We start from the raw sequence: 14,174 nt of genomic DNA, 5'->3' as shown, positions 1-14,174 counted from the left end.
ATGAAAACGGATTGTGTGGTAAAGGCACAATCCGTTTTTGTATATATAATAGAAGAAAAAGATGCTGAACTTTACTGTGCGGTATAACCACCATCAATGACAACAGCTTGTCCTGTAATGCCTTTCGCTTTTTCACTTGCCAAAAATAAGGCGTAGTCTGAAATTTCTTCCACGCTGAGCAATCGCCTTTGTGGTACAAGCGGGTAAATTACATCTTCTAATACATGTTCAAGCGGGACATCCCTAGTTATCGCTAAATCTTGAAGTTGATTGCGAACAAGAGGTGTATCAACGTAACCAGGACAAAGTGCATTTACTGTAATATTATGTTCGGCACCTTCTAACGCTGCTACTTTTGTGAGCCCAATTACTCCGTGTTTGGCACTGTTATATGCAGATTTGCCAGCAAATCCAACAAGACCATTAATAGAGGCTATATTAATGATGCGTCCGTATTTTTGTTTTTTCATAATAGGAAAAGCATGTTTTATCGCAATAAATGGTGCAATTTGCATAATCTTAATAAGCATTTCAAACTTTTCAGTTGGAAAATCTTCAATTTGGGAAACGTATTGCATGCCTGCGTTATTAATTAATATATCAAGTGAACCAAAACGTGTAACTGTTTCAGAAATAGCTTGTACAATCTCTTGTTCTACTGTTACATCACATTGCATTCCAAACACTTTATATCCTTCATTTTGTAATTGTTTCGCTGCCGTTTGTGCCTTGTCTTCTAAACGATCTGTAATCATTACAGTTGCGCCTTCTTTTGCAAAGGCTTTTCCCATTTCGTATCCAATTCCGCTTGCAGCACCTGTTAAAAATACAACGCGATTTATAAACATTTTCGATTCCATCTCCTTCATAAATATAGTTAGCTCTAGTGCTCTATTTAGAGAAATAAGGATGGAAATCCTGCAATCTTTTGGAAAAAATGATCAAGCTATCTTGTAAAGCAAGATACTTATACTTATCTATCTTGTAAAACAAGACGGAAGGGGGATTTGAATAATGTCGACGAGTCAAATGCTAAAAGGTATTTTAGAAGGATGCTTGCTATTATTTCTGAAGGAGAAATATACGGATACGAAATGAGTGAAAAATTGGCACAGTACGGTTTTACAATGGCAAGTGAAGGGAGTATTTATTCGTTACTAATTCGCATGCAAAAAGAAGAATTAATTACAAGCACGATGAAGGAGTCGCAATCTGGCCCAAAGCGAAAATATTATACATTAACAGAAAAAGTTGAAGATTCATTAGATGATTTCATGGAAAGATGGGAAGCGATGCAAAGTAGTGTGCAGCGGTTGTTAGAGGGAAAGGAAAGCAGACGGTAAAGTTTGTATTTCTAACGCTGAAACAATGAAAGTATATTTATTAACAAAAGGAATAAAAGAAGAAGATATAAAATCTTTTGGGATAGAAGAGAGGGATTACTCATATAAATTCATGATGATTTTTCAATATATAGGTCGCTGCTATGCAGAGTACAACATGACCTGTACTCGTTTTCTCCTTTTGTTTTAAACCTTGTATGTGGTAGGAAAAGGCCCTGACCGTTTCTATGTGCGGTCAGATGCTCTCGTCCTCCTAAAAATAGTTTTTTAATTTGTATATATAGAAGTAACTGTAACGGTTACTTTTTTTCTTTGCGTAATAAGGGGCTTTTTAAAGATAATTCTCTTTGGGTATTTGTTAATAAGGAATCTATTTGTGATTTATAAGGGGTAGGAATGATGTAATGCATAAGGTTTGTGGGAGAAGGATGATGCTCGGAACCGTTTGGGCATTCGGGATCTGCATTTGTAAGCTTGTCCTGTACACGGCGCGTGAATAAAATGTGACCAATTTCATGTGCAAGTGTGTACATGTTCTTCCAAGCTGAAGCGGAGTTTGTTAATATAATGTAACCTTTAATTTGTTTATTAGTTGATAAAGAATAGGCACAAGCGATAACAGAGTGTTCTTGAAAATAATCACTACCGATATAACAAATATAAATATCACTTTGCGATGCACGTTCGGTACATTCAGCAAATAAGGAAGTCAACTTTGGTTGTGATTTTAGTGAAGACATGTAACTAATTTCGCCGTCATTAAAACGATATGCTTCATCTAACGTGCTGATATCTTCAATTTGAAATACAATAGGATGCCAAATATATTCAGCAATTGTAATATCCCTAGCAATCCGGTCTTCATTAATATTCGCTCCAGGAGCAATGCAAATACATATGTTAACATAAGGATACATATGGGACACCTCAAATATAGTGAATTTTTAGGGAGAGATAAAAAGAAAATATATTTAACGATTGAAAAAAGGAGGGATAAATGTTTTTAATGTATCTACAGTATTTTTTGAGCGCATCTTGTATGGGGAATATTCTTTATTTGATAAAAGGTGCGGCAACATATCATCATCTTTGGTAAGTAAATTGCTAAAATTTGTTAGCATATGAGTGAATTGTTCATCCGTAATCATACCGCTCGTGTGCCAATAGCACATCATCGCATAGGCAATGGAGCTTGTATCGACGTTTACGTTTATATTAACATGAGAGTTTCCGCTGTTTGAAATATTTGAGCCGTTTTTTGGTAACATGATAAAACCTCCTTACAAAAATAGGCTACGTTTTAGTAGCCTAATCGTATATGTCTCGATTATGGTAATTCTGATTATGGTAATTCTGATTTTGGTAATTCTGATTTTGGTAATTCTGATTTTGGTAATCTTGATTTTGGTAATTCTGATTATGGTAATTCTGATTTTGGTAATTCTGATTTTGGTAATTCTGATTTTGGTAATTCTGATTTGGATAATTTTGATTTGGATAATTTTGATTTGAATAATTTTGATTTTGATAATTTTGTGGGGGTTGAGCGGCATTATTTAATGCATTTGTTAAAAATGGAAGCAAAGCCGCTAATAGTTGGTTTGTAACATCTGTATTCAACTGTCCTTGTCCTTGTGATTGTCCTTGCCCTTGTCCTTGTGATTGTCCTTGCCCCTGTGGTTGTCCTTGCCCTTGCCCTTGCCCTTGTTCTTGTGATTGACCCTGCCCCTGACCCTGACCTTGCTCCTGTCCTACATCAGTAGACTGCTGATTCGAAGAAGCTGTTTCAGAATCCAAATCAGAGTCTACATTTAAACTTACGCGGGAATTTCCACTATCTGAAATCTGAGCAACATTGTGATTGTGTGTATGTTTTTTTGTAATTTCTTCTTGTGAGTCAGATCCATATCCAGATCCATATCCATCAGATCCACCAGATCCAGATCCAGATTCAGATCGGTTCTCAGATCGGTTTTCGGATCGGTTTTCAGTGTACTGGGATTTTCTTCGATAACGATCATAATAATAAAAACACAACAATACCCTCTCCTTTATAAACTATAGAAAATGTTTATATCACTACTTTATGTGAAAATAGAGAATGTGCATGGACAAATGAACTATCATTTAGTATAGTTTTTTATCGTGTCACAACATAAGTTGATAAGAAATTATTATATTTGTATTAGGGTAATTTGTGGGAAATTACAGTATCAAGGTATGTATATATAGTGTTCATGTTGCTGGTTTTTTTTAGCGGTGTGATTGTTATGTAATGAGATGATTAGAAATGCAGCGATTATAAGTACTTTCTTTGAAACCACTTGTTTACCTCTTCACTGATGAGACTTCATTTTATCCCGCTATTCGTGGGCAGCAAGACCCTCACCTCAAGATTCGGAGAAAGCAAAGAAGATAGGTAGGGGATGAGGAAAACCCCATGATGGAAGTTTCACTTTATCACGCTATTCATGAGCAGTAAGCCTCCCACTGATGGATTATTAGCAGCTGTGTGTTAGCCGCGAAAAAAATGTTTAAAAGAAGTCAGAAAATAGTCACACTTCGACACGTTTATATACTCATTTTTTGTTATAGTAAAAAGAAAAGGGGGAAAAAACATGTATACATTTAAAATTGTTTCAGATCGTGAAGCTATTTATCAATTTGCAAGTTATGCTCAAGTTGTACAAGGGGTAGAGAATGTATATGTGGAAGTAGGTGAACCTTTGTATGAGCGTCCACTTATGAAGTTTTATGTTCATGTTTCTATAAAACAAGAGTATGAACAAGCAAAAGCATTGCGTGAAATCGCACGTTTAATAGAATTAGGGCGTTTTACATACGTACATTACCGTGATGAAGAAATTGAAAGAGCATTTGAAGAAGTAAAATATGAGAGCCGCGTGGGCTAAATAATAAATAAGGAAGGAGCTAATGTGAATTAGCTTCTTTTTTTGTTTATGAAATATTTTTATATGCATCAAACAAATAAAGAAGGAATTTTGCTATGATAGGAGAGGAAAAGAAAGGGGAGTTATATAATGGGGTATATACAGGAATTAAGGGAATTAGTTGGAACAAAACCACTTATTATAGTAGGATCAGCAATTATTGTTTTAAATGAAAAGAATGAAGTATTATTACAACTTCGTTCTGATACATATGATTGGGGATTGCCAGGGGGAGCAATGGAGTTAGGAGAAACAATTGAAGAAACAGCAGGGAGAGAATTAAGAGAAGAAACAGGTTTAAAAGCAGATTTCTTACAATTTCTTGGTGTACTCTCTGGGCAGGAATTATATTATCGTTATCCGCATGGAGACGAAATTTATAATGTAATCAATGTATTTCAAGCGCATCATGTATATGGTGAAATAGAATGCGATGAAGAAGGGTTAGACATCCGATATTTCCCAATTGATAAATTACCAAAATTAAATACAACAACAGAAAAAATCCTTCAAAAATTTTTATTGGCATTAACAGAGTAGAGAGAAGAATGAACCTTCTTTCTATTTTTATTATATTAAATATTTTGATTTTTTGGTTACTTAATAATATAATTGATATAGACATACATCTTATGGTATTCCATCCAAAAACTTATCAGGGTACATAAGAGAGGGGAAAGTACACGATGCGCAATGTAGTCATTACAGCTGCAGTTCGTTCACCAATTGGAACATTTGGAGGAGCTTTCAAAAATGTAAAACCGACTGAACTAATGGTTCCTGTATTGCAGGAAGCTGTAAAAAGAGGCGGTGTTTTACCGCATGAAGTAGATGAAGTGATTTTAGGTCACTGTATTCAACGAACAGATGAGGCAAATACAGCAAGAACAGCAGCACTTATGGCGGGATTTCCTGATACAGTTACAGGTTACACAATTCAACGTCAATGTGCTTCAGGTATGCAGGCATTAATTTCAGCAGCAATGCAAATTCAATTAGGTGTAAGTGATGTTGTTGTTGCAGGAGGAGTAGAAGCGATGAGCTCTAGTCCATATGTATTAAAGGAGAACCGCTGGGGACAACGACTACAACACGGAGAAATTCGTGATGTGGTATGGGAGGTACTAGAAGATCCAATTCATCATATTATGATGGGTGAAACTGCAGAAAACCTCGCTGAGCAATATGAAATTACTCGTGAAGAACAGGATGAAGTAGCGGTGTTAAGCCATCAACGTGCTCTTCATGCAATCGAAGCGGGCTATTTTGACGAGCAAATTGTACCGATCACGATAAAAGAACGTAGAAAAGAAATTGTTGTTTCTAAAGATGAACACCCTCGTGGGGATATTACGTTAGAAAAACTTTCAGGTTTAAAAGCAGCTTTTCGTAAGGGTGGAACAGTAACTGCAGGAAACGCATCGGGTATTAATGACGGAAGTGCAGCGTTAGTATTAATGAGTGAAGAAAAAGCGAAAGAAAAAGGGCTGCAACCGTTAGCAAGAATCGTTGGATACTCTATGGCCGGGGTAGATCCTAAAATTATGGGAATCGGTCCAGCGCCAGCGATTCGAAAAGGATTGGAAAATATAAATTGGTCAGTAAATGATGCGGATTTGTTTGAAATTAATGAAGCATTTGCTGCGCAATATTTAGCAGTAGAAAAAGAGTTAGGCTTAAATCGTGAAAAGGTGAATGTAAATGGTAGCGGAATCAGTCTTGGACATCCAATTGGATGTACAGGAGCACGCATTACAGTAAGCTTGATTCATGAATTAAGAAGACAAGGACTAGAAAAGGGTATTGCTTCTCTTTGCGTCGGCGGCGGCATGGGAGCAGCGTTATTTATAGAAGCATTATAAGAAATAAAACCAGCCAGTGTGCTCACTGGCTGGTTTTATTTATGGACGGAATTGTTTGTAAAAAAGGTTGTTTCTCTTTCAATATAAGAACCTCGCTTCAAAATATATAAATCCATTTTGATTTTTTAACATATAAGTCGCTGCGGTGCAGGTTAAAACATGACATGTACTTACTTTCTTCTTTCTTGCATATGACAGGAAACTTTCTAAGCATGGCTAAATACTCTTATCTACTTAAAAAGAAAGGGTTATCTATGTTGTTTTTTTATTTGTATTTAAATATTAACAAAAATTGAAAGAAACTTTACTTTATATTCATAGAAAAAATAATTAATATAAAAGTAATTCAATCGTTGTTTTAAAGCATAGAAGGAGAAAGACAATGAAAATATGGAACGTATTTTGTATTTTGTGTAGTTTTGTTATTGTTTTAAGTGGTTGTACTCACCAAGGAAAAGTGAAACAACCGAAGAAACAGGCCATTCCAGAAACGAATGAGTACGGCGGTATACAATTAACAAAAGCTGGGCAAGAAATCAAAGAAAAAAACTGGGGTACTCTAAAATTAGAACAAATCAAACATGTAAATGAAACATTTACAGTTGGAACGATGAAAATCTATGTAGAAAATGTGAGAGTTATCACGTTATCGAATATGGAAGATGAAACAAAAGAGACGCTGAAAATGTATACAAAATTAAATCCAGAAGAAGTACAAAGTCGTTTAGGTAAGACAATGGACCAAGCAGAGGCAGAATGGTATGCTTCATTAAGTGGACAAGATATTGGTGATACCGCTAAATATGTTGAAATTACATATAAGGTTGAAAATACTGGCGATAAAGAAATGCAGTTCTTTTCTATGAATGATGTAACTGTAAATGAAACACAACAATTTCATGTGCCAACGAAAAATTTCTTATATGCAGAAGATACGCTTGTTGGTACAAAAAGTGTATCGAGAGAGGATTATAGTTCTGGAGAAACAAGAGAAGGATTAATTGGACTTTTACTAAGTGATAATCATGAAAAAGTAAATACAGTTTCTTTTACAACAGATGTACTTGCAATAGGCGATACACATGAAAAAATAGCAGAACCACAAACGTTTACCATTTCACTATAATAGTGAAATGGTTTTTTCTTCATTGCTAGTAGGACAGGAAATATGTCGTTTTGTAGAGAATTTATACACATATAGCGTTTAGGAGGGAAATGAAAATGAATAAGGGATGCTACATATGTGGTAGTAAAGAAATAGAAAAAGGCACTATGTCACCTTATATAGAAAGTAATGTTGGAAGTTATATTGTTCCGCTTGCAGAAATGACAGCAGAGGTGGAAGTATGTAAGAGCTGCGGAGCTGTTATAACGATGAAACGAGAACATATAGAGTATAATCAAAGGGGAGAGAAGTAAACGTCATGTATATTGTCAAAGCAAATATAAATGATGCAAAAGAGCTTGCACGTGTTCATGTTGATAGTTGGAGAGAAACATATGAAGGCATTATGCCGAAAGAAGTGTTAGATAAAAAATCGTATGAGAAACGAGAAGCGTTGTGGAAACAAATATTACAGAAGCAGCAGTCATATGTTTATGTTGCCAAGATAATTGATGGGAAAATAGTTGGTTTTGCAGATGGCGGGAAAGAGCGAACTGGTATATATGAGTATGACGGAGAGTTATATGCAATATATATTTTACAGGCATATCAGCGTAACCAACTTGGGAAAAGATTGATAAAAGCAGTGGCAGCAGATTTGTATAAGAACGGATACTGTTCTATGCTTGTTTGGGTAGTAGCAAACAATCCGTCTAAATACTTTTATGAAGCGTTACAAGCTTCTTTTTTAGATGAGAAAGAAATTGAAGAATTACACGTAAAAGAAATTGCGTACGGTTGGAAAGATATACAAACTCTTTTCATGTAATAGCAATTCCCGGCAATGGCCTGCTCGTTTTATCACTTCGTGAATATAATGAAGTGAATAGAATGAAAGGAGAGACAATCCGTGAGAGTGTTCACGGTTTTGGTCGGGTTTATTATAGCTGTTTGCTTTCAAATAGGATTATTATATATGTTACAACGAATCGAGCAACTATCACTTACTCATCTTCTATATGAAATTGTATATATAGGAGTACTATTTGGATTTGGAATGGGTATTGCACATTATTTCTATAAATATAAAATCTATATACTTATAGTCGTATTCGTCTTTTTATACGGATGGGGATACTATAACTATCATGATAATGTTCAAACCATTTTACAACTGCATCTTGTATTAATTCAACAGGCATTACTGTTGTTATTTTGTATTATGTTTGGAACCATTGTTTATAGAATGTTGTTTTATAAAGAAAATACAGAGGAAAAGGTCAGATGAAATGTTTCATTTGACCTTTTTTTAAGATGTTTTTTTTTCTTTTGTAAAGTAAGTTTTTATATTTTGTAATTGAACTTGTTTAGGGATACGAAATTCTTGTTTTTGTTCTTCAAATTGTTTTTTTGTATAGGGACCAAATCTGCGGTTATTTTTTAAATCGATAATCCAATAATTTTCTGTCGTTTCATTTGTAATAGAAGCATCAGGGTTATTAGGATCATCTATTTTTTCTATCTGCTTTGCTAAAATATAGGTGTCGTTCCAAGCAATTTCTACAATTTCTGGTGGGATATATTGGGAGGCGTATAAAGCGTCTGCTTTAGGAAAAAGTTCTAGTGCATTGCCTGAAACATTAATGAGCTCATATTCATCTCCAACGCTGTAATGAGATGGATTAAAATTTGTTGAACAACTAGTTAAAAATATGAGAGAACAAATGATGATGAAGCGTTTCAATATGAGCTCCTCCTTCCGGAATATGATTGATACATATTTTACAGGAAAAGAAAATAAAACACCAATTTATGAGTTGTTTACAACTGTTTTTAGACATGATACGATGAAACAGTTAATAAAGGATAGAAAAAAGGAGTCGGCACAACATGAAGTTGAAAATACATCAACCAGCGATTGTTATGAATCGTCTAGGGGCTGCAATAATCGATATGTTTTTCATTTCTGTTTTGTATGGTGCTGTTGTTGCAATTACAACAGGAAACTATAAAGCGATTTTGAATCGTTTTAATGTGAGTTCAGGAGACATCCGTTATGATCTTGGGCTTGTATTTTTATTAATGGCGCTTTATTTTATTATTCTACCATTTATTTGGAATGGATATACACCAGGGAAAAAAATTACACGTACAAAACTTGTATCGCTTACAAGTGAAAAGTTAACGTTAGGAATATTAATAATGAGGTTTATTGTATTGCTAGTACCAAACATATTACTACTTGGAATCCCAGCAATATGTAATATATACATGATGTTGTTTAGAAGTGATAATAGTGGTTTCCATGATCTTATAGTAAAAACGAAAGTTATGAGTATTGTGTAGGGAGAGAGGGAAGAGATTGCCTCTCTCTTTTAAATTCGAAAAAATTTTTGTGTAATTTGGTAAAGATGAAATGTTTCAATTTTATAGAGATACAAGTAATAACTCAAGTGAAATAACTGATTATACTATTATCAGAGATTTTTGTTAGTATAATGAAGGACACTATGGGTTTTTTATTGAATAGGAAATATATGTTGTGAAAATTAACATTTTGTAAAAATATTTTTATTAAGTCTAAATTTTTACAAAATTCGATATCTTCAATTGGTATAATAGAATTTATATAGGACAGGCATCTCCTATATAGTACCCTCCATATTGATGGCGCGTCACGGAAAGACGCGCTTTTTTTACGGTAAATAGACGGAATATTAAGATGATACTAAATATTCACAATAAAGAGTTTGTATTTTTTATATGGGGAGGAAGTGAAATGACAGGAGAAAGTTTATTGTTTTGGGGGATTCTTATTTTTGTTGGTTTAGTTTTTGATCAGTATAATAGTAAGAAAAAATAGAAATCTCGAAAGTAAACGATTATATTATATCTATCTATCTATATATCTATCTATCTATCTTTTTCTGCTTGCGGATGCTAAAAAAAAAAAGAGTATACTGTATGACGTTGAGACTAACCAGAAGGGGTAATGACGATGAAGCTAGCAGGAAAAGTTGCCGTTGTAACAGGTGGAGGCATCGGCATTGGCCGTAATACGGCTCTTTTGTTGGCAGGACAAGGTGCAAAGGTAATTGTGACCGATATTGATGAGGAAAACGGACAAGCAACAGTGGAGGAAATTGTAGATTTAGGTGGAGCTGCACTTTTTGTTACTCACGATATGAGTAAGCAAAGTGATTGGCAACATGTTTTAGAAGTTGCAATTGAAACCTATAGCAGAATAGATATGTTGTTTAATAATGCGGGATTATATAAAATAGCCCCAATTTTTTCTTATGAAAAAGAGAACGATTCCAATGCGCTTTGCATAAATGACGTCTGGATAGAAATAAAACAATTGAGGTCATCTTTTATAGGGCAGCAAGAAGAAGTGAGATTGAGTGATCTACCTATTTTGGGTGTTATCAGTACAAAGGAACAGTCACTTCATACAGTAGAATCTTTAGTATAATAAGTTGAAAACCGTCCACGTATAAATTGAGGACGGTTTCTTTTTTATCCCGCTATTCGCGGGCAGTGAGGTCCCCCACCTCAAGGTTCAGAGAAAAGCATTGTCCAGCTCTAGCGGCTCCAACGTCCTGCGATTCTGAGCGAGCCGCAGAAGATAGATAGGGGATGAAAAAACACTGATAGAAGTTTCACTTTATTTAGCGAATGCGTTTTTCAGTTATTACATCAAAGAAGTGTGCTTTGTTCATATCAAAAGCAAGCTTGATATGATCGCCATGTGTAAAAGTATGTCTTGCATCAACACGTGCTGCAAAATTTTGATCTCCAAGTTTCATATATAAAATAGATTCTGCACCTAATAGTTCAGCAACATCAATTTTTGTTGTAAATGTTGTATCTTGTGAAGCTTCTAAAAATAAGAGTTCATCATGAATATCTTCTGGGCGAATTCCTAAAATAATTTCTTGGTTGATATAGCCTTGTTCACTTAGTAGTTTCATTTTCCCTTCAGATACTTTAATTTTTATCTTATTGTCAATTACAAAGTGATTTTCTGTTAACTGACCACGGAAAAAGTTCATCGCAGGAGAGCCAATAAATCCGCCAACGAAAACATTTTCTGGTGTTTCATATACTTCTTTTGGTGTTCCAATCTGTTGTATCTTTCCGTCTTTCATAACAACAAGGCGTGATGCCATCGTCATAGCTTCTGTTTGGTCATGTGTTACATAAATGGTTGTTGTTCCTAGTTTTTGATGAAGCTTAGAAATCTCTGATCGCATTGTTACGCGTAATTTTGCATCTAGGTTTGATAACGGTTCGTCCATTAAGAAGACTTTTGCATCACGAACAATGGCACGTCCTAATGCAACACGTTGCCGTTGACCTCCAGATAATGCTTTTGGTTTTCGATTTAAATATTCTTCTAGTCCTAAAATACGGGCTGCGTCCTTCACACGGCGATCAATTTCGTCTTTTGGTATTTTGCGAAGTTTTAAGCCGAATGCCATGTTATCATAAACACTCATATGAGGATAGAGTGCATAGTTTTGAAAGACCATAGCAATGTCGCGATCTTTTGGAGGAACATCATTCATTACTTTGCCATCAATTGAGAATTCCCCTTTAGAAATATCCTCTAAACCAGCGACCATTCGTAATGTTGTTGATTTTCCGCATCCAGATGGACCAACAAATACAATAAATTCTTTATCTTGTATGTGCAAATTAAAATCTGTTACTGCTGTTACATTATTATCGTATATTTTATAAATATTTTCTAATTTTAGTTCTGACATGACTTTTCCCCCTAGCAAAATTGTGCAAACGTTTTCTTTGTTTTTATTATAAATTAATGCATAAAAAAAAGAAATAAAAAATTAAAACGTTTTCATAAATTTAAGAAAGTGTGCGCATAAATAGCGTGTTTTTATATTAAAAGAGCTTTAATTTTATTTTTTAGTCAATACAAAGAATGTAAGCATTGTTTTCATTTTATTTAAAATCTGTTATCATTCACTAATGAAAACGTTTGCGCCTGTTTTGCGATTAAATAATGAAATGGGGTAGCATGATGGAGAAACAATGGTGGAAAGAAAGTGTTGTATATCAAATTTATCCGCGTAGTTTTATGGATAGTAATGGTGATGGAGTTGGTGATCTTCGCGGAATTATTTCAAAGCTTGATTATTTACAAGAACTAGGGATAGATGTAATTTGGTTATCACCGGTTTATGAATCTCCAAACGACGATAACGGTTATGATATTAGTAATTATCGTAAGATTATGGATGAGTTTGGGACGATGAACGATTGGGATCAATTGTTAGATGAAATGCATAAACGTAACATGAAGTTAATGATGGACTTAGTTGTTAATCATACTTCAGATGAACATAATTGGTTTGTTGAATCCCGGAAGTCAAAGGATAATCCATATCGAGATTACTATATTTGGCGTAAAGGAAAAAACGGAAAAGAACCAAATAATTGGGGAGCTGCTTTTAGTGGGTCTGCTTGGCAGTATGATGAAACCACAGATGAATATTACTTACATTTATTTTCAAAAAAGCAACCAGATTTAAATTGGGATAATGAACATGTACGAAAAGAGATTTATGAGATGATGAAATTTTGGCTGGATAAAGGAATTGACGGCTTTCGTATGGATGTCATTAACTTTATTTCAAAAGTTGAGGGATTACCAGCTGTGAATACAGAAGCAGAGGGGTATGTATCAGGTCATCAATATTTTATGAATGGACCTAATATTCATACGTATTTACATGAAATGAATCAAGAAGTGTTATCTCAATATGATATTATGACAGTTGGTGAAATGCCTGGTGTAACAACGGAAGAGGCGAAGCTTTACACAGCTGAAGATCGTCAGGAATTACAAATGGTTTTTCAGTTTGAGCATATGGATTTAGATTCTGGGGAAAGCGGTAAATGGGATGTAAAGCCATGTTCGCTTGTTACATTAAAGGAGAATTTAACAAAGTGGCAAAAGGCATTAGAACATACAGGATGGAATAGTTTGTATTGGAACAATCATGATCAACCTCGTGTTGTCTCTCGCTTTGGTAATGATAAAACTTACCGTATTCCATCAGCGAAAATGTTAGCGACGGTACTTCATATGATGAAGGGAACCCCTTATATTTATCAAGGTGAAGAGATTGGAATGACAAATGTCCGATTTACTTCAATTGATGAGTACCGCGATATTGAAACACTGAATATGTATCGTGAAAAAGTAAGTGAACGTGGTGAGAATCATGAAATAGTGATGCAATCTATTTATGCTAAAGGACGCGATAATGCTCGGACGCCAATGCAATGGGAAGACAGTGAACATGCTGGGTTTACAGCAGGTAAGCCATGGATGCAAGTAAATCCTAATTATAAAGAAATTAATGCGAAACAGGCATTACATGATTCAAATTCTATTTTTCATTATTATAAGAAATTGATTGAACTTCGTAAAAAGTACGAAATAATTGTGTATGGTACATATGATTTAATTCTAGAAGATCATCCATCTATTTTTGCTTACGTAAGAACATGGAAAGGTGAGAAATTACTTGTCATTGCAAACTTTACGGAGGATTCATGTGTATTTGAATTAACGGAAGAGATAGAGTACAGTAATGTAGAGTTATTGATACACAATTATGATGTGCAGGATGAAACAATTGAAAATATTATTTTACAGCCTTATGAAACGAGGGTGTATAAATTGAAATGAGAAATATGTAAGTAGATAATAGAGAGGCTTGGAGACAGGTCTCTCTTGTTTCTCGATTAGAATGGCAAGTAACAATAGGGGCGATATGTTAGTACATAAAACGATACATTGGATAATACAATCTACATCAGTTTCTGGAGTGGTTGCTGACCATGATAGATTCGTTAAAATGCTTGCTGCTTTGTCACG

Annotated in this window: 17 protein-coding genes and 1 pseudogene; 12 read left to right on the top strand and 6 right to left on the bottom strand. The window is 34.6% G+C overall.

From position 1 onward, the window contains the following. Nucleotides 1-71: 71 nt before the first annotated feature. On the bottom strand, nucleotides 72-848 hold the full coding sequence (locus AB1284_RS15385) for a 3-hydroxybutyrate dehydrogenase (RefSeq protein ID WP_429754046.1): 777 nt from the start codon (nucleotides 846-848) through the stop codon (nucleotides 72-74). A 166-nt stretch (nucleotides 849-1,014) separates the two neighbouring features. Here AB1284_RS15385 and AB1284_RS15380 point away from each other — a divergent pair. After that, nucleotides 1,015-1,343 (top strand): annotated as a pseudogene (locus AB1284_RS15380) (PadR family transcriptional regulator). Nucleotides 1,344-1,642: 299 nt separating this feature from the next. On the opposite strand, the gene AB1284_RS15375 reads toward AB1284_RS15380, so the two are convergent. From AB1284_RS15375 to AB1284_RS15365, 3 genes are read right to left on the bottom strand one after another with little or no spacing between them, the layout of a single operon-like run. Further along, nucleotides 1,643-2,260 carry an ImmA/IrrE family metallo-endopeptidase gene (locus AB1284_RS15375; protein WP_429754047.1) on the bottom strand — a complete coding sequence of 206 codons (618 nt, stop codon included), beginning with the start codon at nucleotides 2,258-2,260 and terminating at the stop codon, nucleotides 1,643-1,645. A 54-nt stretch (nucleotides 2,261-2,314) separates the two neighbouring features. Continuing rightward, nucleotides 2,315-2,611: a hypothetical protein gene (locus tag AB1284_RS15370; RefSeq protein WP_429754048.1), complete on the bottom strand. Its 297-nt coding sequence runs from the start codon at nucleotides 2,609-2,611 to the stop codon at nucleotides 2,315-2,317. A gap of 40 nt (nucleotides 2,612-2,651) precedes the next feature. Beyond that, entirely contained in the window at nucleotides 2,652-3,380 is a 729-nt protein-coding gene (locus AB1284_RS15365) for a hypothetical protein (protein ID WP_429754049.1), read from the bottom strand. A 581-nt stretch (nucleotides 3,381-3,961) separates the two neighbouring features. Between AB1284_RS15365 and AB1284_RS15360 the strand changes: the two genes are divergently transcribed. The 7 genes from AB1284_RS15360 (at nucleotide 3,962) to AB1284_RS15330 (ending at nucleotide 8,549) form a co-directional block, all read left to right on the top strand. Next, nucleotides 3,962-4,255, top strand: a complete 294-nt coding sequence (locus AB1284_RS15360; RefSeq protein WP_429754050.1) for a DUF3928 family protein — start codon at nucleotides 3,962-3,964, stop codon at nucleotides 4,253-4,255. Nucleotides 4,256-4,384: 129 nt separating this feature from the next. Continuing rightward, a complete protein-coding gene (locus AB1284_RS15355) occupies nucleotides 4,385-4,834 on the top strand; it encodes an NUDIX hydrolase (protein WP_429754051.1) in 450 nt (149 codons plus the stop codon). Between the two features lie 146 nt (nucleotides 4,835-4,980). Then, the gene (locus AB1284_RS15350) at nucleotides 4,981-6,156 is read left to right on the top strand and encodes an acetyl-CoA C-acetyltransferase (protein WP_429754052.1); all 1,176 of its coding nucleotides are present in this window, start codon (nucleotides 4,981-4,983) and stop codon (nucleotides 6,154-6,156) included. Nucleotides 6,157-6,538: 382 nt separating this feature from the next. Continuing rightward, nucleotides 6,539-7,282 (top strand): hypothetical protein, encoded by a 744-nt coding sequence (locus tag AB1284_RS15345; protein ID WP_429754053.1) that lies wholly within the window; start codon nucleotides 6,539-6,541, stop codon nucleotides 7,280-7,282. Nucleotides 7,283-7,377: 95 nt separating this feature from the next. Continuing rightward, the gene (locus tag AB1284_RS15340) at nucleotides 7,378-7,575 is read left to right on the top strand and encodes a hypothetical protein (protein WP_429754054.1); all 198 of its coding nucleotides are present in this window, start codon (nucleotides 7,378-7,380) and stop codon (nucleotides 7,573-7,575) included. 5 nt (nucleotides 7,576-7,580) lie between these two features. Further along, nucleotides 7,581-8,090, top strand: coding sequence for an N-acetyltransferase family protein (locus AB1284_RS15335; protein WP_429754055.1), 510 nt, complete (start codon nucleotides 7,581-7,583; stop codon nucleotides 8,088-8,090). A gap of 147 nt (nucleotides 8,091-8,237) precedes the next feature. Further along, complete coding sequence (locus AB1284_RS15330) at nucleotides 8,238-8,549, top strand: hypothetical protein (RefSeq protein ID WP_429754056.1); 312 nt, start codon at nucleotides 8,238-8,240, stop codon at nucleotides 8,547-8,549. A gap of 21 nt (nucleotides 8,550-8,570) precedes the next feature. Here AB1284_RS15330 and AB1284_RS15325 read toward each other — a convergent pair whose 3' ends face one another. Next, entirely contained in the window at nucleotides 8,571-9,005 is a 435-nt protein-coding gene (locus tag AB1284_RS15325) for a DUF3997 domain-containing protein (RefSeq protein ID WP_429754057.1), read from the bottom strand. A gap of 146 nt (nucleotides 9,006-9,151) precedes the next feature. Between AB1284_RS15325 and AB1284_RS15320 the strand changes: the two genes are divergently transcribed. The 3 genes from AB1284_RS15320 to AB1284_RS15310 all read left to right on the top strand — a co-directional run bounded on the left by AB1284_RS15320 (nucleotide 9,152) and on the right by AB1284_RS15310 (nucleotide 10,736). Beyond that, complete coding sequence (locus AB1284_RS15320; RefSeq protein WP_429754058.1) at nucleotides 9,152-9,607, top strand: RDD family protein; 456 nt, start codon at nucleotides 9,152-9,154, stop codon at nucleotides 9,605-9,607. Nucleotides 9,608-10,040: 433 nt separating this feature from the next. Next, nucleotides 10,041-10,124, top strand: coding sequence for a flagellar motor protein (locus AB1284_RS15315; protein WP_429754446.1), 84 nt, complete (start codon nucleotides 10,041-10,043; stop codon nucleotides 10,122-10,124). A 135-nt stretch (nucleotides 10,125-10,259) separates the two neighbouring features. Next, nucleotides 10,260-10,736, top strand: a complete 477-nt coding sequence (locus AB1284_RS15310; RefSeq protein ID WP_429754059.1) for an SDR family NAD(P)-dependent oxidoreductase — start codon at nucleotides 10,260-10,262, stop codon at nucleotides 10,734-10,736. A 196-nt stretch (nucleotides 10,737-10,932) separates the two neighbouring features. Here the strand turns inward: AB1284_RS15310 and AB1284_RS15305 are convergent, their stop codons facing one another. After that, nucleotides 10,933-12,033, bottom strand: coding sequence for an ABC transporter ATP-binding protein (locus tag AB1284_RS15305; protein WP_429754060.1), 1,101 nt, complete (start codon nucleotides 12,031-12,033; stop codon nucleotides 10,933-10,935). 275 nt (nucleotides 12,034-12,308) lie between these two features. On the opposite strand from AB1284_RS15305, the gene AB1284_RS15300 reads away from it, so the two are divergent. Further along, nucleotides 12,309-13,985, top strand: a complete 1,677-nt coding sequence (locus AB1284_RS15300; RefSeq protein ID WP_429754061.1) for a glycoside hydrolase family 13 protein — start codon at nucleotides 12,309-12,311, stop codon at nucleotides 13,983-13,985. Nucleotides 13,986-14,174: the final 189 nt, after the last annotated feature.

The sequence above is a fragment of the Bacillus sp. S2(2024) genome (genome assembly GCF_050474045.1).
Taxonomy (GTDB): domain Bacteria; phylum Bacillota; class Bacilli; order Bacillales; family Bacillaceae_G; genus Bacillus_A; species Bacillus_A yunxiaonensis.
This window is presented reverse-complemented; position numbering and strand designations above follow the sequence as displayed.

Bases quoted from the DNA above. Each gene is read 5' to 3' on its own strand.
- AB1284_RS15385 (WP_429754046.1), bottom strand. From the start codon at position 848: ATGTTTATAAATCGCGTTGTATTTTTAACAGGTGCTGCAAGCGGAATT.
- AB1284_RS15375 (WP_429754047.1), bottom strand. From the start codon at position 2,260: ATGTATCCTTATGTTAACATATGTATTTGCATTGCTCCTGGAGCGAAT.
- AB1284_RS15370 (WP_429754048.1), bottom strand. From the start codon at position 2,611: ATGTTACCAAAAAACGGCTCAAATATTTCAAACAGCGGAAACTCTCAT.
- AB1284_RS15360 (WP_429754050.1), top strand. From the start codon at position 3,962: ATGTATACATTTAAAATTGTTTCAGATCGTGAAGCTATTTATCAATTT.
- AB1284_RS15355 (WP_429754051.1), top strand. From the start codon at position 4,385: ATGGGGTATATACAGGAATTAAGGGAATTAGTTGGAACAAAACCACTT.
- AB1284_RS15350 (WP_429754052.1), top strand. From the start codon at position 4,981: ATGCGCAATGTAGTCATTACAGCTGCAGTTCGTTCACCAATTGGAACA.
- AB1284_RS15345 (WP_429754053.1), top strand. From the start codon at position 6,539: ATGAAAATATGGAACGTATTTTGTATTTTGTGTAGTTTTGTTATTGTT.
- AB1284_RS15340 (WP_429754054.1), top strand. From the start codon at position 7,378: ATGAATAAGGGATGCTACATATGTGGTAGTAAAGAAATAGAAAAAGGC.
- AB1284_RS15335 (WP_429754055.1), top strand. From the start codon at position 7,581: ATGTATATTGTCAAAGCAAATATAAATGATGCAAAAGAGCTTGCACGT.
- AB1284_RS15330 (WP_429754056.1), top strand. From the start codon at position 8,238: ATGTTACAACGAATCGAGCAACTATCACTTACTCATCTTCTATATGAA.
- AB1284_RS15320 (WP_429754058.1), top strand. From the start codon at position 9,152: ATGAAGTTGAAAATACATCAACCAGCGATTGTTATGAATCGTCTAGGG.
- AB1284_RS15315 (WP_429754446.1), top strand. From the start codon at position 10,041: ATGACAGGAGAAAGTTTATTGTTTTGGGGGATTCTTATTTTTGTTGGT.
- AB1284_RS15310 (WP_429754059.1), top strand. From the start codon at position 10,260: ATGAAGCTAGCAGGAAAAGTTGCCGTTGTAACAGGTGGAGGCATCGGC.
- AB1284_RS15305 (WP_429754060.1), bottom strand. From the start codon at position 12,033: ATGTCAGAACTAAAATTAGAAAATATTTATAAAATATACGATAATAAT.
- AB1284_RS15300 (WP_429754061.1), top strand. From the start codon at position 12,309: ATGGAGAAACAATGGTGGAAAGAAAGTGTTGTATATCAAATTTATCCG.